The organism is Streptomyces diastaticus subsp. diastaticus (assembly GCF_011170125.1).
Classification (GTDB): Bacteria; Actinomycetota; Actinomycetes; order Streptomycetales; family Streptomycetaceae; genus Streptomyces; species Streptomyces diastaticus.
In genome coordinates this window covers 2,547,388-2,570,862 of sequence record NZ_BLLN01000005.1, presented here as the reverse complement: position 1 = coordinate 2,570,862, position 23,475 = coordinate 2,547,388, and the positions used below count along the sequence as shown (strand labels likewise).

At 70.6% G+C, this 23,475-nt stretch carries 16 protein-coding genes and 1 pseudogene; 12 read left to right on the top strand and 5 right to left on the bottom strand.

The annotated features are described in order from the left end of the window. Positions 1-94: 94 nt before the first annotated feature. The gene (locus Sdia_RS28335) at positions 95-1,153 is read right to left on the bottom strand and encodes an SGNH/GDSL hydrolase family protein (RefSeq protein ID WP_370464560.1); all 1,059 of its coding nucleotides are present in this window, start codon (positions 1,151-1,153) and stop codon (positions 95-97) included. Between the two features lie 172 nt (positions 1,154-1,325). Here Sdia_RS28335 and Sdia_RS28330 point away from each other — a divergent pair, with 172 nt between their 5' ends. The 3 genes from Sdia_RS28330 (at position 1,326) to Sdia_RS28320 (ending at position 5,026) form a co-directional block, all read left to right on the top strand. After that, positions 1,326-2,723: a cystathionine beta-synthase gene (locus Sdia_RS28330; RefSeq protein ID WP_100456702.1), complete on the top strand. Its 1,398-nt coding sequence runs from the start codon at positions 1,326-1,328 to the stop codon at positions 2,721-2,723. A 660-nt stretch (positions 2,724-3,383) separates the two neighbouring features. Beyond that, the gene (locus Sdia_RS28325) at positions 3,384-4,331 is read left to right on the top strand and encodes an aldo/keto reductase (RefSeq protein ID WP_115067890.1); all 948 of its coding nucleotides are present in this window, start codon (positions 3,384-3,386) and stop codon (positions 4,329-4,331) included. A 50-nt stretch (positions 4,332-4,381) separates the two neighbouring features. Next, complete coding sequence (locus tag Sdia_RS28320; RefSeq protein WP_115067891.1) at positions 4,382-5,026, top strand: HAD family hydrolase; 645 nt, start codon at positions 4,382-4,384, stop codon at positions 5,024-5,026. Between the two features lie 220 nt (positions 5,027-5,246). Here the strand turns inward: Sdia_RS28320 and gntD are convergent, their stop codons facing one another. The 4 genes from gntD to Sdia_RS28300 are packed head-to-tail and all read right to left on the bottom strand — an operon-like array spanning position 5,247 to position 9,326. After that, positions 5,247-6,272 (bottom strand): guanitoxin biosynthesis L-enduracididine beta-hydroxylase GntD, encoded by a 1,026-nt coding sequence (gntD, locus tag Sdia_RS28315; protein WP_100456696.1) that lies wholly within the window; start codon positions 6,270-6,272, stop codon positions 5,247-5,249. A gap of 50 nt (positions 6,273-6,322) precedes the next feature. Continuing rightward, entirely contained in the window at positions 6,323-7,006 is a 684-nt protein-coding gene (locus tag Sdia_RS28310) for a cyclase family protein (protein WP_115067892.1), read from the bottom strand. Beyond that, complete coding sequence (locus Sdia_RS30450) at positions 7,003-8,220, bottom strand: argininosuccinate synthase domain-containing protein (protein ID WP_100456692.1); 1,218 nt, start codon at positions 8,218-8,220, stop codon at positions 7,003-7,005. The genes Sdia_RS28310 and Sdia_RS30450 overlap by 4 nt, the downstream gene beginning before the upstream one ends. Next, positions 8,205-9,326, bottom strand: coding sequence for a TauD/TfdA family dioxygenase (locus Sdia_RS28300; RefSeq protein ID WP_185393349.1), 1,122 nt, complete (start codon positions 9,324-9,326; stop codon positions 8,205-8,207). Before Sdia_RS28300 ends, Sdia_RS30450 begins: the two co-directional genes overlap by 16 nt. 1,020 nt (positions 9,327-10,346) lie before the next feature. Here Sdia_RS28300 and Sdia_RS28295 point away from each other — a divergent pair. The 9 genes and pseudogenes from Sdia_RS28295 to Sdia_RS28250 all read left to right on the top strand — a co-directional run bounded on the left by Sdia_RS28295 (position 10,347) and on the right by Sdia_RS28250 (position 23,462). Then, the gene (locus tag Sdia_RS28295; protein WP_189500541.1) at positions 10,347-13,457 is read left to right on the top strand and encodes a non-ribosomal peptide synthetase; all 3,111 of its coding nucleotides are present in this window, start codon (positions 10,347-10,349) and stop codon (positions 13,455-13,457) included. 69 nt (positions 13,458-13,526) lie between these two features. Further along, entirely contained in the window at positions 13,527-16,244 is a 2,718-nt protein-coding gene (locus Sdia_RS28290) for an AMP-binding protein (protein WP_115067895.1), read from the top strand. A 3-nt stretch (positions 16,245-16,247) separates the two neighbouring features. Next, on the top strand, positions 16,248-17,258 hold the full coding sequence (locus tag Sdia_RS28285) for a class I SAM-dependent methyltransferase (protein ID WP_100456685.1): 1,011 nt from the start codon (positions 16,248-16,250) through the stop codon (positions 17,256-17,258). 1 nt (position 17,259) lies between these two features. Then, positions 17,260-18,864 carry an MBL fold metallo-hydrolase gene (locus Sdia_RS28280; RefSeq protein WP_189500542.1) on the top strand — a complete coding sequence of 535 codons (1,605 nt, stop codon included), beginning with the start codon at positions 17,260-17,262 and terminating at the stop codon, positions 18,862-18,864. Next, a complete protein-coding gene (locus tag Sdia_RS28275; protein WP_124287621.1) occupies positions 18,861-20,132 on the top strand; it encodes an ATP-grasp domain-containing protein in 1,272 nt (423 codons plus the stop codon). The genes Sdia_RS28280 and Sdia_RS28275 overlap by 4 nt, the downstream gene beginning before the upstream one ends. Beyond that, positions 20,132-20,983 (top strand): annotated as a pseudogene (locus tag Sdia_RS28270) (TauD/TfdA dioxygenase family protein). Before Sdia_RS28275 ends, Sdia_RS28270 begins: the two are co-directional and overlap by 1 nt. After that, a complete protein-coding gene (gene cpt / locus Sdia_RS28260; protein WP_100456678.1) occupies positions 20,980-21,513 on the top strand; it encodes a chloramphenicol phosphotransferase CPT in 534 nt (177 codons plus the stop codon). Before Sdia_RS28270 ends, cpt begins: the two are co-directional and overlap by 4 nt. 112 nt (positions 21,514-21,625) lie before the next feature. Further along, positions 21,626-22,852: an MFS transporter gene (locus Sdia_RS28255; protein WP_189500545.1), complete on the top strand. Its 1,227-nt coding sequence runs from the start codon at positions 21,626-21,628 to the stop codon at positions 22,850-22,852. A gap of 46 nt (positions 22,853-22,898) precedes the next feature. Next, a complete protein-coding gene (locus tag Sdia_RS28250; protein WP_206432843.1) occupies positions 22,899-23,462 on the top strand; it encodes a hypothetical protein in 564 nt (187 codons plus the stop codon). The last annotated feature ends 13 nt before the right edge of the window (positions 23,463-23,475 follow it).

The following is a 23,475-nucleotide window of genomic DNA, read 5'->3' as shown; positions in this document are numbered from 1 at the left end:
GGGCCGGGCGGCCCCGGACGCCGGCTGGGCCGGGAGCGCCGAGGTGATGCTCGGCATCGTGAACCGGTGCTCCTGAGCCGGTCCGTACCGGAACTCAGCCCGGCCGGCGATCGAGGCCGCCCCCCTCGGCCCCCTCGGCCGCCGGGGCCCCCGTGGCCGGAGCGGGGGAGGGCTCGTGGGTGATGCGCCGGCGCCGGCGCCGCTTGAGGAGGGCGAGAGGCCCCCGCGCGCCCCCGGCCGCGGCCACCTCGGTGCCGCCCTCGGAGGCGGCCCGAGCGGCGGCGCGGGCCACCGGCAGGAACCCCTCGTCCCGAGCGGCCTCCGGCCGCTCCCCCTCGGGCCACAGGCCGAGCGAGGCGCAGAGCGTGGGCAGCACCGCCATCGCCGCCGTCGCGTACCCCTCCGCCGAGGGGTGGTAGTTGTCCGGCCCGAACAGCTCCCGCGGGTTCTGCGCGAACTCGGGCCCCAGCAGGTCCCCGAGCGACACGGTCCGCCCGCCCTGCTCCACCGTCCCGATCGTCTGCGCGGCCGCCAGTTGCCGTGAGGCCCGCCGGGCCAGCCAGCGCAGCGGCTGGTAGACGGGTTCGATGGTGCCGAGGTCGGGGCAGGTCCCGACCACCACCTCGGCCCCGGCCGTCCGCAGCCGCCGTACCGCGGAGGCGAGCAGCCGTACCGACTCGGTGGCGGTCATGCGGTGGGTGACGTCGTTGGCGCCGACCATCAGCACGCAGACGTCCGGGACCCAGCCGCCGTCGGCCAGCGCCAGCGAGACCTGCCGGTCGAGGTCGTCGGAGCGGGCGCCGGGCACCGCGACGTTCCGCAGCTCCACCGGGCGCTCCGCGACGGCCGCCAGGCCGCTGGCGAGCAGCGCCGCCGGGGTCTGCCGGGAACGGTGCACCCCCTGCCCGGCGGCGGTCGAGTCGCCCAGCATGAGGAACCGCAGCGGCTCCACCTCCGGCCCGCCCTCGGGCCGGACGCCGAACGCCCTTCCGTACACCCCGTCGGCGCGCGGCGGCGCGGCGCCGTCCCCCTGGCTCCCCACGGAACGCTTGGCCAACTGCGCCTCGGCCAGCAGCACGCCGACACCGGCCACGCCCAGCAGCCCGATGCCGCCACCGCCGTACGCCGCGCCCGCCGCGATCCGCCGTGCCACCCTCGCCCTCGACATGACCGGCAGCCACCTCCTCGTAGCCGTACACCCACACTGTGCCCCGCCGGGCAGGTCCGCCAATCCCTGACGGCCACGCGCGAGGCCCCGGGCGGCTTACGCTGTGCCCACCCATACAGCCCTGCGTTACGCAGTTCATCGACGCCCGGAGACAACGGTGCACATCCACGACTCGATGGTCGACCTGGTCGGCAACACCCCGCTGGTCAGGCTCAACAACGTGACCGAGGGAATCCAGGCGACGGTCCTGGCCAAGGTCGAGTACTTCAACCCCGGCGGCTCCGTGAAGGACCGCATCGCCCTGCGCATGATCGAGGACGCCGAGGAGCGCGGCCTGCTCGGCCCCGGCTCCACGATCGTCGAGCCGACCAGCGGCAACACCGGCGTCGGCCTCGCCATCGTCGCGCAGCAGAAGGGGTACAAGTGCGTCTTCGTCTGCCCCGACAAGGTCTCGCTGGACAAGATCAACGTACTGCGGGCGTACGGCGCCGAGGTCGTGGTCTGCCCCACCGCGGTCGACCCTGACCACCCGGACTCGTACTACAACGTCTCCGACCGGCTGGTCCGGGAGACGCCGGGGGCGTGGAAGCCCGACCAGTACTCCAACCCGAACAACCCCCTCTCCCACTACCACTCGACCGGCCCCGAACTGTGGGAGCAGACGGACGGGAAGATCACCCACTTCGTCGCGGGCATCGGCACCGGTGGCACCATCTCCGGCACCGGCCGTTACCTCAAGGAGGCCGGCGACGGTGGTGTGCAGGTGGTCGGCGCGGACCCCGAGGGCTCGGTCTACTCCGGCGGCTCGGGCCGTCCGTACCTGGTCGAGGGCGTCGGTGAGGACTTCTGGCCGACCGCCTACGACCGGGACATCACCGACCGGATCGTCGCGGTCTCCGACAAGGACTCCTTCCAGATGACCCGCCGCCTCGCCAAGGAGGAGGGCCTGCTGGTCGGCGGCTCCTGCGGGATGGCCGTCGTCGCCGCCCTGGAGGTCGCCCGGGAGCTCGGCCCCGACGACGTGGTCGTCGTGCTGCTGCCCGACAGCGGCCGCGGCTACCTCTCGAAGATCTTCAGCGACGAGTGGATGAACGACTACGGCTTCCTCGACCAGGGCGGCGACGAGCCGCGCGTCGGCGACGTGCTGCGCGACAAGGAGGGCGACATGCCCCACCTCGTCCACATGCACCCCGAGGAGACCGTCGGTGAGGCCATCGAGGTGCTGCGCGAGTACGGCGTCTCCCAGATGCCGATCGTCAAGCCGGGCGCCGGCCACCCCGACGTGATGGCCGCCGAGGTCGTCGGCTCCGTCGTCGAGCGGGAACTGCTCGACGCCCTCTTCGCCAGCCGGGCGGCCCTGGACGACCCGCTGGAGAAGCACATGTCGCGCCCGCTGCCGCAGGTCGGCTCCGGCGAGCCGGTCGCCGACCTGATGGCCGTCCTCGGCCAGGCGGACGCCGCGATCGTGCTGGTGGAGGGGAAGCCGACCGGCGTCGTCAGCCGCCAGGACCTGCTCTCCTTCCTCGCCCGCTCGGCCGGCACCGCCGTCAAGTGACCGACCGCGCGGCCCGCGCCCCGGACGCCCGGGGGCGGGCCGCGCTCCCCTTCGCGCAAGTGGTACGAGCCCGACACGTCGGCGCAGCACCCGGTTAACACGCGTCGGGCACATTGGTGGGTGTCGGCAGGGGACGGCACACGACCACCGGGAGAACCGGGGGCGATGTGCCGCTCACCACCGGCACGCGAACGGCGTCACGGACCTCCGGAGCGGCTCCCGGACCTCCGAACGACGCCCGCGGGCGCGGCGCCCGGCCCTGACCCGGCGCCCGCCCCTCGCGGGGACCGCCGTCGTCCCGCCCTCCTGGGCCCGGCCCGGGGGGTGCGGCGGTCCCCGCGCACCCCCTCCGTCCGAGGCCCGAGGGCGGGCGGAACTGGCGGAGCGGCTTCGCCGCCTGCTCGACCGCCCCGGCCGGAGGTGACGCGGCGTCACCACGCGCGGGACCGCGGAGACCTCTGCGCCGATCAACTTCAGGACGGGAAATTCCCGCGCAGTGACTCAACAGTTCTCGGCGGCGCCGAAAGCCTTTTAGGAAAGGGTTGTCGCGCCATGCCGGAGGGTCCTATGCTGACTCGGCCGATGATGCTGTGACGGGGCGTTCATGTCGACCCCGAAGAAAAGGCGATACGCCCCGCTCCTGTTCGAAAGGCATGTTTCGTGCGCACCACCGAACTCGGTGACGGAGGTCCGGCCGTCGGCCGGATAGGACTGGGCGCGATGGGAATGTCCTTCGCCTATGATCCGCGACACCGCGATGACGGCACCTCCATCACCGTCATCCGTCGCGCGCTCGATCTGGGCGTCAATCTGATCGACACGGCGGATGTGTACGGGCCGTTCGCCAACGAGGAACTCGTCGGGCGCGCTCTGCTCGGCCGGCGTCACGAGGCCGTGCTGTCGAGCAAGGGCGGTGTCCGGTTCGACGGGGCGGAGGTCACCCTCGACGGACGCCCGGAGTACCTCAGGTCGGCCCTGGAGGCCAGCCTGCGGCGTCTGCGCACCGACCACCTCGACCTCTACTTCCTGCACCGTGTCGACCCGCGAGTCCCGGTGGAGGAGAGCTGGGGCGAGCTCGCGGACCTCGTGGCCGAGGGCAAGGTGCGCGCCCTCGGTGTCTCCGAGGCGTCCGCGGACGAGGTCCGCAGGGCAGGTGCGGTACACCCGGTTGCCGCCGTCCAATCGGAGTTCTCCCTGTTCACGCGGGATTTCCAGGACGACGTCGTGCCCTTGTGCCGCGAGCACGGCATCGCGTTCCTGTGCCACTCACCGCTCGGCAGCGGACTTCTGAGCGGGCGCTACAGGACCCGCGGGGACCTCACCGAAGGCGATGACCGGGCCGACATGCCCCGGTTCACCGAGGAGGCGATGGCGGCCAACGCCGGGCTGGTGGACCGGGTCGGGGCGGTGGGCCGGCGTCGTGGCGCCACCTCTGCCCAGGTCGCCCTCGCCTGGCTGCTCGCCCAGGGCGAGCACGTGATCCCGATCCCGGGCACCAAGACTCCGCGCTACCTGGAGCAGAACGTCGCGGCGGCCGAACTGGTCCTGTCCGCGGAGGACCTTGACGAGTTGGACGCGCTGCCGGCGCCGACGGGCGCCCGCGAATAGCGGGGTTCCGGTACTCGGTCCTGCCGCACCCACCACATGATTGGGGCCACATGGAAAGATTCGCCATCTTCGATCTCGACGATACGCTGGTGGACAGCACCGGAGCGGTGGACCGGTGGTTCATCGAAGTCTCCGAACAGCGGAACCTCGGTGCGGCCGGGCTCGAATTCCTCCGGGCGGAACAGGAGCGTCCGGTATCCCCTCGGGAATCTTTTCAGGCCATCATCGACAGATTCGGCTTCACCGAATCACCGGATGAACTCCGCAGCATATTCCTGGACCGCGTACCACGTCTTTCCCGCACGTTCGACGGCGTACTGGAGAACCTCGCGGAACTGCGGGCGCGCGGGTGGCGGACGGCCCTTCTGACGAACGGTACGGAGGTGGACCAGCAGCCGAAGATGCGGGACGGCCTGGCGGATCTCTTCGACGTGGTCTGCTTCGCCGACGACGAGCCGATGCGCAAGCCGGACCCCGAGATCTTCCGGCTGGTCGCCGACCGCGCGGGCACCGGACTTGACGGGGCCTGGATGATAGGCGACTCCCTGGAACACGACATCGCGGGCGCCACCGCCGTGGGTATGTCGACGATCTGGGTCTCCGGCGGCCGGACGCCCCAGGACGGGGAGTCGGTCTCCGGACAGGTCGTGACCTCGGTGGCCGAGGCCTTCCCCCTGCTGCACGCGGCCGGGTGAGCTTGGGCGGCCCGCGGTGGGAGGACCGCGGGCCGCGAAGACACGTCGAGCGGCCGGGGCATCCCCCGGGGGCGTTCTCGAAGTCCCGCACGGCGTCCGGCGCGCCTCTCGCCGCACCGGCCGAAGGCCCAATCCCCCCGCGCCACGTAGTCCTTCGTCCGGCACGCCGAAAGCAGGCACCGAAGACCGCGGACACCGTGCGGGACTTCGATGACATCCCCTAACGGACGACGCGGTCGTCGGCCGAGAGCCGACGGGACCGCGAACGGCGCAGGTCGCGGGTGATGTTCATCCGCTTCAGCCAGCGGTCCGAGCCGTCGAAGCGCGCCTTGAACGGCCGGCGTCCGTGGATCGCGCTGTTGTTGTCGAGGAAGAGGATGTCACCGGGGGTGAGGTTGACGTCCTGGAGCTTGCGGTTGATCTCGGCACACAGTCGCTCCAGCGCCCCGGCCGCCTCTTCGGTCAGTGGAGTCATGCAGTCGGGATCGACGCACAGGTAGGGATCGGCTTCGTCACCGAACAGGACGCTCACGGTCGGCGGGTTGCGGTGTTGCTCCTCGATCCGGTCGAAGCTCTCCTTCGCCAGGGCGTGCCGGCTCTTTGGCAGGTGGGTGGTGTACGCGTTGCGCTCCGCGGAATGCGAGCCGCTCGGCCGGGTGGCGAAGAGCGGCTGCCGGAGTGTGGCGCGGTCCGCCTCGGTGATGTCGAGGTCGGAGATCTCGGCGTACGTGGTCGGCGCGCCGTAAGGATTACGCAGGCACATCAGCGCGGTGTAGTCCGCCCGGTGGGGGTGGAACGCCTCCTCGGTGTGCCACTCGAGGGTCTCCTCGGAGCCGGAGGAGATCTGCTCCTTCTCATGCCCCTGGATGGGCACGATGTCGTGCATCATCAGCCCGTTCTGGAGGGTGGCGTACCCGAAGGGGTCGCCGAGGAGCTGCGCGCAGAGGACGAAGACCGATTCCTCGCGCAGGGCGGGCGAGACCACCCCGGCGGGCTGGTGCCAGTCGGCGGGGGTGGGGCCGATCTCCTCCCCGATCCGGATGCCGGACAGCAGGAACCCCCCGGACGGCTCGGTGAGCCGGAATCCGACGAGTGCCTTCCGGAGCTCCCGGGGCAACTCGTGCGCCAGCACCGCGGCTCTTCTGTGGAACGCCGCCTCGTGCACGCTCGACAGGTCACGGGTCAACTCCCGCACCAGCTCGTCGATGTCCGCGTTGGCCCGGGCGTCCAGGTGGTACTTCTCCATGTCCACGACCTCCGTAGCAGCAGTGTGGTCCTTCGCGCCGGCGGTGCCGGTCACCCTTCTCGGTCGACGAGGGCGTAGGCCCGTACGGGGAAGGTGCCCATGTCGGCGACGGGGATCGGCGCGGCGTGGAAGCGGAAGTCCTGGCCCACGACCTGTCCCAGGCCGGTCATGTGCTCGACCACCGGGATGCCGGCAGCGAGGAGTCCGGTGTGCGCGGGCCGCGCCAGGTCGGCCATGTCGTCGATGTTGACCGAGTCGATACCCACCAGGGCGGGGCGCCTGGCCACCAGCCAGGCGACGGCCGCCTCCGTGAGGAAGGGGTGGGCCGGGTCCCCGTAGGACGGAGTGGCCCAGTGCCGGTCCCAGCCCGTGTGGACGAGGACGGCACGGTCGGTCACCTCGAGGCCGTCGAACACCTCGGGGCCGACGCCGCTCGGAGAGCCGGCGGGGACGCTGACCGCCACGCCCTCCAGGTCGACGAACCGGGACAGCGGCACCTGCGAGAGGTCCGCGCCGCCCTCGAAGCGGTGGAAGGGGACGTCGGCGTAGGTCCCGGTGTTCGCGACGAGGGTGATGCGCCCTATCTGGAACTCCGTACCGGGGGAGTAGCGGTCCCGGGAATCCACGCGTGACATGTGGTCCTCGATCACCGGCCCGGGCAGCCCCGGGTAGGTGGTCATGCCTTGGCGCACCACGTGCGAAAGGTCGACGAGGTCCCTCTTGGCGGTGGTCATCGTGGAGCTCCGAATCGTCGCAGTCGGCTGGGCAGGGTGGCCAGTGACAGCCAAGGCGTGTAGGAGTAGTCGGACATCGACGCGTGGAACGTCTCGCCGAACCGTGTGTAGTAGAGACCGTTCCGCGAGTTCACGCTGAGCACGGTGACGGCCCCCCGGTGCAGCCGCAGCCGCACGGAACCCTCCAGGGGGCGGTCCAGGTCGGCCAGGCATCTGGCCAGGCTCTCGCCGAGATGGCTGAACCAGCCGCCCTGGACCACGGTCGTCGTCCACTCCCGGGCGATCGCCCCGCGAACCGCGTGCTCCTGGGCCGTGAAGACCGCGTTGGCCATGACCTGGTGGGCCTTGATGATCACGGTGGCGGCGGGTGCCTCGCGGACCTCGTGGTTCTTCACACCGAACGGAGTGTCCTCGAGCCCGGAGGACCGGCCCACTCCGTGCTCCCCGGCCAGCAGATTGAGGCGTTCCACGAGGTCGCCGAAGGCGATCGGCGCCTCGTCGAGGGCCACCGGCAGCCCCCGTCGGAACGTGAGGAGCAGCTCGGCCGGCTCGGCGGGAGCGTCCTCGACGTCCCGGGTCCACCGGAAGACGCTTTCGTCCAGGCGGTTCTCCGGGCTCTCCAGGGAGCCGCACTCGATGACCCGCGCCCAGGGATTGGCGTCGACGCTGTGGATGCCCTCGGGAAAGGAGATGCCCGCCTCCGCGAGTGCGGCCAGCTTGGCCTCACGCGGCAGGTCGGAGCCGAGGAACGGCGCGGCCACGCCGATCTCCGGGGCAAGGGCGGCGATCGAACCGCTGAGCCGGATGGAACTGTTCTGCATGTACGTCGCCGTGTGGCCGATCACCTCGCATCCGTGTTCCCGCGCCACCCGGACGGCAGTCCTGGCCATGAGCGGCCGGGTGAGCGTCGAACCGACCGGGAACTGGTCCTGGTACACGGCGTCCGCGTGGACGGCGGCAGGAGCGAACACGTCGAAGAACTGGTCCGTCACGTCCACGTCGATGAAGCTCGCGCCGAACTGCCGGGCGTGTGCGGCCGCGGTGGCCGAGGATTCGCGGTCGCCGATGCGAAGGTGCAGCGCCGTCACCCTGACTCCCAGGGACTGGAGCCGCTGGAGGAGGTAGGTCCCGTCGACGCCGCCGGAGTACAGCAGCAGCATGTGCCGCGGCGGCTGGTCGGCGATCTCCTCCAGGCCGGTCAGGAACCCATGCACGCCGGACCCTCGATTCGTGGAGTGGTGGAAGGGCCGGGGACGAAGAGGCCGATGTCCCGCAGGGGGTGGCACACACGGGAGCCGGCCGGTCGGTCCGCTCGCGAGGAGCGGATGTCTGTGACGGCGAAGCACCGGCGCAGCCAGCGGTCGGTTCCGTCGTAACGTGCGGTGAACTCCGAACGGCCGTGGATGGCGGTGCGGTTGTCGACGACGACCAGGTCCCCCGCTTCGAGGACACCGCCCCGCAAGGTGGCGAGGAAGGCGGACCTGAGTTCCTCCAGGGCCGCTCCCGCCTCCTCGTCGAGTGCGTCCATGGCGTGGAAGTCGGCGAGGAGGTCCGGGACCTCGGCCGTGCCGGAGAGTACCGGCAGAGGCTCGGTGAGCAGGTCGTCGGCGCCGCCCCCGAACGAGCTGCTCACCCTGAGGCGGAAGCGAGGTTCCCTCAGGACGCCGGCGGCTCGCTCGGACAGCAGCGGCAGCGCCCCGGCGGCCGCGCCGACGACGGTCCGGGCGACGCGTTCGTGGTCGGGGCGTATGCACAGAAGCGTGATGAAGTCCGGTTTGGACGGGTGGAACCCGTCCTCGGTGTGGAGTTCGAGATAGACCGTCCCGGAGTTCTCCTGACGCCTCTCGTCCCCCTGGACCGGGGTGATGTCCTGGACGAGCCTGCCGAGCTTCTCGTCCGCGTAGGCGATGACGTCACCCACGGTCGACGCCACGGCGAGCTGCCCGAAAGTGGCCACGGGAAGGTCGTTCCAGTGGGAGAGGAACCCGTCGGCCGGAGTGGCGGGGGGCGCGAGGTCGACCGGCATGTTCCGGATCAGGAGCGCGCCGGCGTCGTTGCCCTGCCGGCGGAACCGGCCGAGTGCCTCCAGGATCCGCCTCGGCAGCCGGAGCCCCGCGAACTCGGCCTCCGTCAGCACCTCCTCGTCGTCCAGCGGCCGGCCCTTCAGGGCGCGGGCCGACGCGGCGAACACCTCGCCGGCGGCTTCGCGTTCGGCGGGGGTGAGGCTGATCGCCACGTCGTCGAGCGGTGCGATGGTGCTGCCGGTGGGATCGCCGCCGGCGACGGCCGGTGGCTGTGTCGGTTCACGTACCTGAATCACCAGGCGCCTCCCTGAGGTCGAGACTGATTCCGGGTCCGGCCTGCCGAAACCCGCACGGGCTCGACCGTGCGCGTCGTCGCAGACGACCGTTCCGGCCTGGCGGATTCATTTATTCCGCTTGCCGGGCATGGCCTGGGAATGCGCCGGGACGAGCCGGAACCGTGTGGTTTCGGTGGTTGAGACCGCTACTTTTCCAGAGGTTCCAGCCGGGTCCCGAGTGGCGGACCGGGGTCGCGCCTCGATCCGCTTCGTGAAGGTTCGGCCTGTTCGGCATTCTGTTGCGGTGCCGGAGTTCCGAAGGGGCACGACGCTGTGGTATTGAATGGCGTACCCGGGCTGTGCCCGTCTGTGTCGCCCATCGAAGACACCCCCGTGTCAAGGCCTTCACCTTTTGCGTCCGTCATCGAAACAGAAACGTCCGAACGGCGCAAGCATCTTCGTCAAGTCGCGTGCAGAGATTGACTCTTGCCTCCTCTGCGGGCCCAAACTATAGTGCAGCTCGCGGCTCGCGAGGCGTGCCGAAAATTGCGTGAAACGGGGGATGCGGAGTGAGGATGGAACGGGGTGGAGCGGCGGAGTGTCAGCCGTCGCGCAGGATTTTCAGGACTTTCTCTTTCCAGCGGGGCGAACTTCCGGACATTTTCGGGCGCGTCCAGTAGGGCTCCAAGCCTCTTCGGTGACTCCCCTTTCCATCGGTCACCCCGCAGCTATTGCGTGATCCGCCTCGTTCGAGGCTGATGGCCGATTCGGGGAGCGTCCCGCTTCTTCGTGATGGGTGTGTGCGACTTCCCGCGCCCTGCGATTCTTCAGCCAGAACTGCCGCCGGGGTATCCGTATGCCCGCATCCGGTGAGTTCCGCGAGTTTGCCGGATGAGCTCCGTGCTCCCGATCCGGCAGGTTTCGCTGGGATGGGTGAAATTTGCCTTCCTTCGTTGTTCCTTCCATTGTGCCCCGAGGTCATGGGCTTCGCGGCGAAGAAATTGCACTGCGCAGGGGGAAACGCACCGTGGATTTCTGTAAATGAGCCGGTCCACCATTCACGGCCTCATAGCCGCACGTGCTCGGTCGACTCCGGGCCTTCCGGCCGTCGAGTACGGGGACGAATGCCTCGACTTTCGCGAACTGGAGCGCCGGTCCGACGCCGCGGCCCGGAGACTGAGCGCGCACGGCGTCGCGCCGGGCGTCTTCGTCGCGGTGTCCCTGGAGCGTTCCGCCGCCATGGTGGTGACGCTGCTGGGCATCCTGAAGGCGGGTGGCAGCTACGTCGCCCTGGACCCCGCGTATCCGGAGGCACGGCTGCGCTGGATCCTCGAGGACATCGCCCCGCGCCTGGCGGTGGCGAGCCGCGCCATGCGGCACACGGTGCCCCCGGCCGGTATACCGCTCCTCGTCGCCGAGGAGCTGGACGACGCGTCGCCGGCGCACGGAACGGACGTCGCCCCGATGCCGGGGGAGCCGGGCGCGGTGCCCTCCGAAGGCGATCCCGAGAGGCTCGCCTTCATCACCTACACGTCCGGAACAACGGGCCGCCCCAAGGGCGTCATGCACGTGCACGACTCCATGACCTACTTCATGGAGATGATCGAGCCCTACCTGGGCCTCGCGCCCGGCACCCGGTTCCTCCAGTTCTACCCGCTGACCTGGGAGATCCAGGCCCTCGACATCTACGCGGTGCTCGCCGCCGGCGGCACCGTGGTCATCCCGCCCGCCGGCACCGAGACGGCCGGGCCCGGCCTGGTGCGGTTCCTCCGGGACGCCCGCGTCACCACGGCGCTGCTGCCCCCCGCGCTGCTCGCCGAGCTGGCCGAGGAACCGCCCCTGCCGGCCCTGCACACGCTCGCCTACATCGGGGAGCGATGCCGGCCCCGGACAGCCGAACGCTGGGGGAGCGGCCGACGCCTGATCAACCTCTACGGCCCCACCGAGGTGACCGTCGCGGCCAGCGCCTCGGACGAACGCCCGCCCGGCGACGCACCGCCGATCGGCAAGGCCCTGCCCGGTCGCGAACTGCACGTGCTCGACGAGCAGATGAATCCTGTCGCCGAAGGCGCGCCGGGTGAACTCCACGTGGGCGGCCGGGGCCTGGCGCGCGGATACTGGAGACTCCCCGAACTCACGGAACGCCAGTTCCCGCAGGACCCCTTCAGCGGGCGGCCCGGCTCCCGCCTCTACCGCACCGGCGACCGGGTGCGGTACCTGCCGGACGGCAATCTGGAGTTCCTGGGCCGCGTGGACGGACAGCTCAACGTCCGTGGCCAGCGCGTCGAACGGGGAGAGATCGAAGCGGTGATGGCCGCACACCCGGGCGTGCGGTCCTGCGCGGTCGTCGTCCAGGGGGAGGGCTCGGACGCCAGGCTCGTGGGCTTTGTCGTCGGCACCCCTGGGGTGGAGAAGGAACTGGGCGACCGGCTGGCCGATGAGCTGCCGCCCGCCATGGTGCCGTCGTTCCTCGTGCCCCTGGAGCGCCTCCCGCTCAATCAGCACGGCAAGGTGGATCTGGCCGCGCTGCGCGCGCACCGCCGGCGGGGGGCGGGCTCCCGCGTCGCCCGGCCGGCTCCGCGCCCCGGGCCGGAGGCTGACCTGGCCCGCATCTGGGAGGAGGTCCTGGAGGTCGAGGAGGTCGGTCCCGAGGACGGCTTCCGCGCCCTCGGCGGTACCTCGCTCCAGGCCATCAGGGCGCAGAACCGGATCCGCGAACACTTCGGCGTTCCGCTGACCGTCCGGGAACTCGTGGGCGCCGGCACCCTGGCGGACCTGGCCCGCCTTCTGGCAGCCGGCGACGCCGGACGTGGTGCCCTGCCGCCGCTCACCCGCACCGCGGCCGGCCCGTCGCACCCCGCCTCCCTGCACCAGCGGCGCCTCTGGGCCCAGGCCCGGGCGAAGCAGGCCGCGTCCGTCGCCTACAACGAGACGTCCGCCCTCCACATCACCGGACCCGTGGACCTGTCCGCCCTGCGGCGCGCGGTGCAGGACCTGGCGGACCGGCACGAGGCCTTTCGGAGCAGTCTGCACCTGGACGGCGCCGACCTCCGCGTCGACATCGCCGCGCACGTCACGGTGGAGCTGGCCGAGGAGGATCTGACCGGGACCGCCGATCCCTTCGCGGCGGCCACTCGGCGGGTCGCGGAACTCGGTGCCCTCCCCTTCGACCTGGAGCGGGCACCGCTGCTCAGAGCCACCCTGCTCGACCTGGGGGCGGAGACACGGGTACTTGTCCTCGTCACCCACCACACCGTCGCTGACGGCCTCTCGCAGGACGTGCTCGACCACGACCTGGCGCAGTGCTACGCCGCGCGCGGGGCGGGACGGGAACCGGCTCCGCGGCCCGGGAAGGAGCTCCGCCCCCGCGACCACGCCCTGTGGCAGCGCACCACGGCCGGGCACCCGGTGCTCGCGGCGGGTCTCGATCACTGGCGCGCCGTGCTCGACGGCGCCCCCACCGTGACGAACCTTTCGACCGCGGGTACCCGGTCGGCCTCGTTCAGCCACCTCGGTGGCCGGGTGAACCACGAGACGGGACCCGAACTACGCGCGGCGGTCGAAAGGCTGGCCAAGGAGGCGGGCACCACCCCGTACGCGGTGTGTCTCCTGGCCCTCGCCGTACTGGTGTCCCGGCGCACCGGGCAGCGGGACGTCCTCATCGGCTCTCCCTTCTCGGGCCGGCCGAGCCAGGAGGCCGAGGACGTCATCGGGTTCTTCACCAACACCGTGGTGATGCGGGTGAGACTCGACGGCCGCCTCGACCCGCTCCCGCTGCTCGGCGCCGTGGACGAGCGGATCCAGGAGGGCCTGGAGCACCAGTACGTCGCGTTCAACGACGTCGTGCGGGCGGTAGGCGCCCGGGGCGGCACGTCGGGCCAGCCGCTCGTCCAGGTGGTCCTGGCCTACCAGGGGCCGTTGCGTCCCCGCGCCGCCCTCACCGGGGCCCACGTGGTGCCGTGGCTCGTGGACAACGGCACGGCCAAGGCCGACCTGACGGTGGAGATCAACGAGGTCGGGGACGAACTGGTCGTGGTCCTGCCGTACAGCGCCGACGTCATGGACGAGCCGGTCGCCGCGCGCACGCTGGCGGAGTACGTGGAGATCCTGCGCGAACTGACAGTCCCCCGGCCGGACACCGCACAGTCCTGACGCGCGGGGGGCCCGCCCGGTGCCGGACGGGTTCCCGCCGAGCGACAAGCCAACCTGAAGGGAAGCCCGGTGGATCTTTCCACGTTCCTCGCCCACCACCTCGGCGCGCGCGGTGCCGAGCCGGCCCTGGAGTCGGGTACGCGGACCTGGTCGTACGCCGACCTGGACCGGATCACCCGGGACCGGGCCGCGCGGCTGCGCGGCCTCCACCCGAAGGCCGTACGCATCGCGCTGGTCGGCGAGCACACAGCGGAGGCGCTCGTCTGGACGCTGGCCGTGATGCGCGCCGGGCTGGTCCACACCCCGCTCAGCCCCGGCCTTCCGCCGGAGCGGATGCGTGAGGCCCTGCGTGTGGCCGGACCCGACCTGGTGCTCCGCTGCACCACCGAGCCCCTGCGCGAGGAGGACCTCGGCAGGCCGGTGATCGACGCGGCTCAACTGGCCGCCGGGGCTTCTTTGGCGGACGGTGCCGAGAGCCCGGTGTCCTGGCCCGTGCAGGAGACGGCCTACTCGATCTTCACCTCGGGATCCAGCGGGCTGCCCAAACTGGTGAACGTCGGCCACCAGGGCGTCGAGGCCCTCTGCGAGGCCCAGACGCGCTTGTTCGGTGTCGAACCTGGCGACCGTGTGCTCCAGTTCTCCTCCCTCGCCTTCGACGCCTCCGTCGCCGAGGTGCTCGTGACCCTCTACGCCGGCGGCACCCTCGTCGTCCCCGTATGGGACGGCGGCTCCTGGGTGAACGCGGTGGGCACCCACCTGGCCGAGCACGGCTGCGACGTGATCACCGCCCCGCCGTCGGTGTACGCGCGGCTGACCGACGAGGCGCGCAAGATGATCGGCACGGTCGTCTTCGCGGGCGAGGCCATGACCGAGGTCGACTTCCGGATGGCGGCCCGGTTCAGCCGGGTGTTCAACGCCTACGGCCCCACCGAGGGCACAGTCTGCTTCTCCGTGGCCGAGCCGAGCCGGTTCACCACCTCGGTCGGCCGCCCCGTCGACGGGTACGAGGCCCGCGTCCACGATCCGGCGACGCACACGTACAACACGTCGGGACTGGGCGAACTCGTCATCGTCGGCCAGGGAGTCGCCTTGGGGTACGAAGGTGTGGAGCGGGGAGAAGCACCCTTCACCACGGTCGACGGGGCCAGGGCCTATCACACCGGGGACGAGGTCGAACTCCGCGATGGGGAGGTCTTCTACCGTGGCCGCATCGACGACCGGATCAAGCGTCTCGGCCACCGGATCGCCCTCACCGAGCTCGAAGGCCGGCTGTCCGCGCTGCTCGGATCGCGCGTCGCGGTACTGACACACGAAGGCTCTCTGGTCCTCGCCCACACCACCACCGGCCGGACCGAGCCGGAGCTCAAGGCGTGGCTGCGCGAGGTGCTCCCGAACTGGGAAGTGCCCGACACACTCCTGCTGGTCCCCGACATCCCGGTCGGGCACACGGGCAAGGCCGACAAGGACGCCCTGCGCGCCCTCGTCGGGCGCGACGGCACCGGCACGCGGTCCGGCGGAGCCGGCGAGGAAGCCGGTCAGGACGCCGTGAGTGCCCTGGTCGAAGAACTCCTCGGTGTCCCGGTCACCCCCGGCACGTCGTTCTTCGACGCGGGCGGCGACTCCTTCGGGCTCGTGCAACTCCAGGTCAAGCTCGCCCAGCTGTACGGCGAGGAGCGGGTGCAGAGCGCCTTCGACCTGCTCAACTACGACTTCACCGTCGAGGGGTTCCTCGCCGCCGTGGGCGACGCTCCGCAGGCCGCGGCCTCCCCGGTACCCGCCGTCCTCCGCACGGTCTCCAGCGATCTGGCCGGACTGACCGCCTCGCTCACGGCCCTGCGGCAGGAGGCATCAGGTGCCCCGGGGACGGTCACCGTCACCGGAGCCGGTGGATTCATCGGTGGGCACGTCCTCGACAAGCTGCTCGGCACCGGCCGTCCGCTGGTCGTCGTCACCACCAGCAGCCCCCGCCGCGTCGTCGAGCGCCACTGTGTGCGGTTCGGCCGTCAGGAGGCCGACTTCTCCGATGTGCGGTTCCTGAGCTACGACGACCTGGAGGCGCCGGCGGAGGACACCGGAGGCTGGGGCGCCGTCGTGCACTGCGGCTACCACGTCAACCACGTGCTGCCACTGGAGCGCCAGGTCAAGGACAGTATCGCGACGACCCGGACCCTGGTCCGGGCAGCGGCCGAGCGCGGCGCGCATCAGTTCGTGTTCGTCTCCGCGGCCTCCGTCGGCCAGGAGTTCGTGCCGCTGACCGAGGACGCCCTGGAGGCCGTCGGCGACCCGTACTCCCAGTCGAAGTTCGTGGCCGAGAGCTACGTCGGAGCGCTCGACGGCACGGGCTGCCGGGTCGACATCGTCCGCACCGGACTCGTGTACGGGCACCAGGCGGGCGACGCGGCCTTCCTCGACGACGATGTCTTCGCCAACCTGCTGCGGATCTCCGGGCAGCGCCGCGTCATGCCGAGGCTGGCCGGTCTCGTGCCGGTGTGCCACGTCGCCGACGTCGTGGAGACGTTGCTGACCGCGGCCGCCGGGCGGGCGGCGGAGCGGCGAGCCGTCCTCTTGCAGCGCACCTACGACACCGACCAGCTGAGCGCCGAGCTCGGCGGCGTGGCCCTGGCCGATCCGCGGGAGTGGCTCGCGGCCGTGACAGAGGCCGGTGCCACGGACCCCCGCGTGCTGGCCGCACTCCGGCTCTGGCTCGACGAGCAGGGCTGGAGCGGACCGGTACACGCCACGTGCCGGCCGATCATCCGGGAACTCATCAAGACCTTGGAGATCTGACGCATGACTTCCGACACGGCCATGACCGTGGTTTCCGAGCAGCGCTGGGATCCGGGCCCGCCCCTCGACGCGGGGTTCGTCGACGGCGAGATCAGCATCCGGGAGGAGCTTCGCCGGGGCGACTTCACCCGCTGGCGACGCGCCGGCGGCCACGAGCTGCGTGAGCGGCTCACGGACCGTCCCGAGCGGCTGTTCCTCTTCCAGACGGAGGGCCACTGGTACGCGGGCTGCAAGACGATCTCCGACTACGTGCTCGACCAGGGTATGCCGGGTGTCTTCTGCAGCCGCGTGTACTGGTACAACGTGGTCGGCACGGTGACGTCCGTCCGTACCTCCGACACTGACGCCCGGATCGTCTTCGAGCCGCTGGACGAGACCGGCCGCCGTGCCGCCTTCGAGGCGATCACGCCACTCACGGAGATCGTGCACCCCTTCGCCAAGCAGCGTGATCCCGGCCGCGAGAAGACCAGCCCCTCCGACGGCTGGCTGGTCACGGAGGAACGCGCGGCGTTCCTCGGTCTCGGTGAGCAGCACCTCCGGCGCTACACCCGGGAACGGTTCCGATCGTGGTGCGAAGCCGCCGACGGCGACCTCCTCGCGTACGACCCGGCCTGCTCGACGGGTCAGTTCCTGTCCGAGTTCGCCACCATGGACCCCGCCCGGATCCGCACGGTGGGCCAGGACCTGAGCAGTCAGATGGCCGACTTCGCCGCCTCCCGTCTGGAGAGGGTCGTCTGCGGTGACGCGGCCTCCCCCGCCGTCGAGTCCGGCAGCGTCGACATCCTGTTCAGCCGGTTCCTCAACTCCGAGGTCGTCTCCACCGCCCAGGCCCGGTCCCTTCTGCCGGCACTGGTCGACACGCTGCGTCCGGGCGGAACCATGGTCCTGCTCGGACACAGCCCCGTCCTGCTCGACGCCGTGGACCTGGTGAGCGCCGGGCTGCGCGTCCGGCAGACCGTCGCGCGCCAGGACGACCACCTCTTCCAGTACTACGTGTGTGAACACGGAGCCTGATGTGACCCTGTCTCTCAAGAAGAACGTCATCGCGGAGCCGGCCGTCGCGGGATGGTACGCCTGGTCGTACCTGCTCCCTCCTCAGACGCTGGCGAAGTACCTCAAGAACCACTACCGAAACATCGTCGAGTCCTACCTTGCCGACCCTCAGACCCACCGCACGGCACTGCGGAACGCCCGCTTCCTCGGCGGCCCGTTCGTGTACGAGCAGGACGGCTCCTACGACCGGATCCGCAAGTGGTACGACACCGCCCGCGAGCAGTACGCCCCGCTCCTCGAACTCGCCGACGCCATCGACGAGCTGGAGCAGAAGATCCTTCCGGAGCAGACCGGCGCCTCACTGGACCAGGTGTACCGGCGACTGCCCGCGCCGCTGGCCGGCCGTGTGGAGTTGTTCTACAACCGGGACAACCGCACGCCGGACTACCGGTTCATCGAGCCGTTCCTCTACGCCTCCCCCTACTTCGACACCGCTCTCCAGCAGGTCAGGTTCTCCGAGGTCCACCAGGACGCGCGCCAGTTCGCCCTGACCACCCCGGTCCTCGCCTACACCCCCGAGCAGGTGCTGGTCACGGTGCCGCTGGAATCGGAACTCCTCGACACGGTCTTCCGCGGCGGACTCACCGAGGAGGAGCTGCGCCGGGTGATCGACGGCCTTGGCCTCGACGGGGAACGCGCTGCCGCCTTCAAGGGCTTCTTCGCAGAGGACCCGGAGCCCGCGGACAGCCCGGGGCACGCGGAGCCCGGCGAGGACGTCCTCGAATACGTGGGCCACGCCTGCGTGTTCGTCCGGCACCGGGGGACCACCTTCCTGGTGGACCCGGTGATCAGCTACAGCGGCTACGGGCACGAGAGCGACGGCAGGTTCACCTTCGACGACCTGCCCGAGCGCATCGACTACGTGATGATCACGCACAACCACCAGGACCACATGCTCCTGGAGACGCTCATCAAGATCCGTCACCGTGTGGGGCGCGTCGTCATCGCCAAGTCCGCCAACTCCAGCCTCGTCGATCCCGATCTCAAACGGATCCTGACGGGTCTCGGCTTCCGGGACATCGTCGAACTCGATGACCTGGACACGCTCGACACCCCCGGCGGCAGCATCACCGCGGTGCCGTTCCTCGGGGAGCACGGGGACATCCGGATCCGTACCAAGTGCGGCTGGATGCTGGACCTGGACGGGACCCGGGTGCTGTTCGCCGCCGACTCCACCAACGTCTCGCCGGAGCTGTACCCGCAGGTGACGGCCGCGCTCGGCCAGGTGCACACGGTGTTCATCGGGATGGAGAGCGTGGGGGCGGCGGTCAGCTGGCTCTACGGCCCGCTCTTCCCGGAGAAACTGGAACGCCGGATCGACGCGGGCCGGCGGTTGAAGGGCAGCAACTTCGCGCAGGCGGCGGAGATCGTCGACGCGCTCGGCGCCGACTCCGTCTACGTGTACGCGATGGGCCAGGAGCCGTGGCTCGGCGCGGTCATGTGCGTCGAGTACGACGAGAAGCATCCGGCGATGATCGACAGCGACAGACTGGTCGCCCATGTCGGGGAGCGGGGCGGCACCGCGAAGCGGCTGTTCCTGCACGAGACGATCGCGATTCGCCCGTGAACGCGGGCAAGCCGCACGTCGTCCACATCGGGTTCCACGCCTCCGAGGCGCACACCGTGGACTTCGAGGCCGACCACGTGACCGTCGTGATGCCCAGGGCGAGCGCCGCGCGGCTGCCCGCCGCCCTGGCCGCGAGGTTCGCCCGCATCGAGGTCCTCGACCTGCCCGATTCGGACGACCTGGACACGTACGACCGCGCCGTGGACCGGATGCGCGAGCTCGTGGAGGACCTGGTCGCGCAGTTCGGTCCGCCTGCGGCGATCGTCGGCCTCTACGAGCACACCACGCTGCCGGCGGCCCGGCTGCGCGAGCACTTCGGGGTGCCGGGCACCGGCGCGAAGACGGCGCTCCTGTGCCGGGACAAGGTGCCGATGAAGGAGGCCTTGTCGGGCACCGGCATCCGGGTGCCGAGGTTCCTCGCCGTGGGCCCGGACACCCCGCGCGCCGAACTGAGCGAGTTCGCCCGCGGACTGCCCGGCCGGGTGGTGCTCAAGCCGCGGAGCCAGGGCGCCAGCATCGGCGTGCGCATTCTGGACGGCGCCGCGGAACTCCTGGCCCTGGCCGACGCCGGCGGCATCGAGGAGGGGTACGAGGCCGAGGAGTTCGTCGACGGCTCCATCTACCACATCGACGGTGTGGTCCGGGACGGCGAGATGCGCTGGTTCTGCGCCTCCCGCTATCTCGACACCTGCTTCGACTTCCGGCACGGCACCGCTCCCCTGGGGGCGGTGACCCCCGACAGCCCCGGACTCGTGCGCAGGATGCGAGACGTCACCGGGACGGTGCTGGAAGCCCTCGGACTCACGGACAGCACGTACCACATGGAGCTGTTCCACACCCCCGGCGACGAGCTGGTCTTCCTGGAGATCGGCAACCGCTTCGGCGGGGCCGGCATCAGTTGGCACCAGCGCCAGGTCTACGGCGTCGACCTGGCCCGCGAGTCGGTTCTGGCCTGCCTGGGCCGGCCGTCCGAAGTGGCCACGCCCACGACCATGCTGGACCACCGGGACGTGGGCGCCTCGGGATGGTTGTACATGCCGGCCGTCAGCGGTGCCGTCCGGGTCGTCGCCGTCCGCGGGCTCGACGAACTCCCCGGCTCCGTGGTGGGCGTCAACACCCCGTCGGTGGGTGACGTCCTCGACTCCGAGGGGCTCATCTGGGCGACCGCTGGAGGGTTCCTCGTCCGCGGGGATTCCACGCTCGCGGTGGAGCGGGACATGGCGCGGATCATCAGCACGTACACACTCGAGACGAAGGCAGGCGACTAGTGGCTCGTACGAGGCTCGGCACGCACATCGGAGTCGTCGTGGACGACTACCGGCTCGACCCGGCGGACCCGGGGCTCCGCGACTTCGTCACCGAGCTGCTGTTGCAGCACAAGGTGGTGTTCTTCAAGAGCCAGCACCTGGACCGGCACACCTTCATGCAGGTCGCGAAGCGGATCGGCCGGACCGAGGTGCACCCCTTCATCTCCGAGGACGAGCCCGTGGTGCACGGCATCTCACCGTTCCAGCCGTACCACGAGTATCCGGAGATCACCGGCATCTACCACGACGAGGAGCACACGGGGAACCTCAACGCCTGGCACAGCGACCTCAACTGGCGCGAGGTGCCGACCTTCGGCTCGCTCCTGCGCGCCGTGCAGATCCCGCCGCGCGGTGGCGACACCTGCTGGGCGAACATGGCGGCGGCGTACGCCTCACTCAGCTCCGAGGTCAAGGAGCAGCTTGACGGTCTGCGCGTCGTCCACGACTGGATGCAGATCTACTTCCCCGCCTTCGACGGAAACGACGAAACACTGGCCCGTATGCGGGAGAAGTACCCGGCGCAATCCCACCCCCTGGTCCTCACGCATCCCTTCACCGGCGAGAAGTCCCTCTTCTCCAACAAGGTTTCGGGCGTCCGCGTCTAAGGAGTCGACGAGGCGGAGAGCAAGCGGATTCTGGATATGGTGCACCTTTTGGCGTGGCGCCCGGAATTCCAGTGCCGCTTCTCGTGGGAAGAGGGCGACGTGGCGATCTGGGACAACCTTGCCAGCCAGCATTACGCCGTCTCCGACTACTGGCCGCACACCCGCAAAATGGAACGCATCACCCTCGAAGGCGAGTCGATCAAGTGAGCACTCAAGTCATTGTCCTGAACGGTGGATCCAGCTCCGGCAAGACGGGGATCACCCGCTGCCTGAAGGCGATCCTCCCTCACCCGTGGATCAACCTCGGCGTCGACGACCTGATCGACCGGCTGCCGCCGTCCCTGGTCGAGGCCGGCTCCGGCGTCGAGTTCGGACAGCAGGGCGAGGTCCACCTCGGCGACGGCTTCCGAGAGATGGAGGAGGCGTGGACGAAGGGCGTCGCGGCCATGGCGCGTGCCGGAGCCCGGATCATCATCGACGACGTGTTTCTCAGCGGGGCGGCCTCCCAGGACCGCCTGCGGGCCCAGCTGGAGGGTCTTGAGGTGCTCTGGGTCGGCGTGCGCTGCGACGCCGAGATCGCGGCCGGCCGAGAACTGGCCCGCGGTGACCGGGTCATCGGCATGGCCGTCTCCCAGGCGGAGATCGTGCACAAGGGCGTCACCTACGACGTCGAGGTCGACACCAGCCGCACCGAGTCCCTGGACTGCGCCCGGACGATCGCCGCTCGCGTGAGCTGACCCCCTGGTGAGCACGCCCGTGGGCGCGGGCGTGCTCACCGCAGTGATGGACGGAGCGAGGAGACAGAGCATGGACAGTGCGGAAACTGACGGGTCAGGCGCGGACTCGGCCGTGTCGCACCCGCCGGGGCGGCCGGCCGCGCAGAAGACGTGGGGCAAGTTCTGGCTACTGACTTCCGCGGCGTCGGTCTCCGAGATGGGCAACACCTTCCTGCACCTGGCGATGCCGTGGACCATCCTGGCCAGTACGGGATCCGCCCTGATGGCCGCGCTCAGCCTGGGCGTGCAGTACCTGCCGTTCGTCGCCTCGCCCCTGCTGGGCACCCTGATCGACGGCTACGAACGCCGCATGGTCTTCATGGTCTCGGAACTGGTCCAAGGCGTGCTCATCGCGCTGACCCCGCTGCTGCTCATGGCGGACCAGGTCGAGCTCGTCCTCGTGGTGCTGTTGGTCGCCGGCTGCGGCACCGTGACCTCCAACCTGACCAGCGACTTCAGTCTGCTCCCCATGCTCGCGCCGGAGAACAGGCTCACCGAGGCGTACAGCAGGTTCGGTGCCGTGACGGAACTGGCCCGCACGGCCGGGCCGGCCGTCGCCGGACTGGTGCTCGCCGTGGTCGGAGGGTACGGGGCGCTGTGGATCGACGCCGCGACGTTCCTGGTCACGGCGGTCATCGCGGCCTTCCTGCCGCGCGGTGAGAAGCCGGTCGTCGAACGCGGCTTCCTCCGCATGCAGGTCGAGGGCTTCCGCAGCTTCCGGAAGATCCGCGGAGTGCCGCGGCTCACCCTGGTGCTCTCGGTGTACAACCTCGGCGCGGGCGCCGTACCGACCATCATCCTGGTCGTCGCCGCCGGAACCTGGGGCTGGTCCAGCGGCCTGGCGGGCGCGGTCCTCGCAGCCGGGGCCGCCGGCAGCGCCCTCGGTTCGTGGCTGGGCGGCAGGCTCTGGCACAACGCCTCGGCGGAACGCCGCATCCGGCTCTGGTTCCTGGTGTGCGCGGTCTCCTCCGTCGGCCTCCTGGCCCCCTGGGAAGAAGTGGTGGTCCTCGGCTTCTGCTGTCTGATGGCCGGGGAAGGAGGCATGAACGTCACCACGAACGAGTACCGCTTCCGGGCGATACCCGATGAGGTGTCCGGCCGGGTCAACGCCGTCATGCGGGCGTTCATCCTGGGCGGCGCCGCCCTGTCCTCCCTGCTGCTGGGCTGGTCCGTGACGCTGCCGGAGCAGGTACTGCGGTTCGCCCCGGCCCTGATCACCTCGGTCCTGGCGGTCCTGATCTGGGCGGGCGTGCGCAGCTTCCGGGCGCCTGTGGGAACCGAATCGGAGAAGGCGGCCTAGGACCTGCCCCGCCTTCGGTCACGACGTACGCTGCGAGAGGAACGACATGCTCTACATGTTCGCCTTCGACAAGGTCGGCATAGTGGTGGGGGATCTGTACTTCGTCGATCCCGAACCACTCAAGGGACAGGAGAGCGCCGAGCACGGGGTCCGGCTCGAGCTGAGACTGGTCGAGCAGGGCGCACTCGTGGACTCCGTCTACGCCGCCTACCCGATCACCGTGGACCAGCCGGTGTGGCGCGCCGACTTCCTGGAGTCGGTCGACGGCAGGCCCGGGAGCTTCGACCGGACCCACCACCACCCGGTCTTCACGGGCTGGGACCCGGGCGACCGGGTCTTCGTCCGCGAGCTGTCCGCCGACCCGATGGGCTGGCTGGGCGACCGCCTCGCCGACCTCGGCGGTTTGCTGAAGACGGCCGGTCTCCCCGCCGACACGGCCGGTCCGGCCGACGCCGCCGAGCTGCGCAGGGCGGCTCCGGAGATCGTGGACGCGACCCGCAGGCTCCTCGACCGGGTCCGCGCGGGCGAGATCGGGAACCGGCCGGCGGGTGTACCGCCCGAACCCGTCGAGGGGCAGTTCCAGGCGCTGGTCCGTTCCGGCTGGCTGTGAGTCCTCGGGGGCG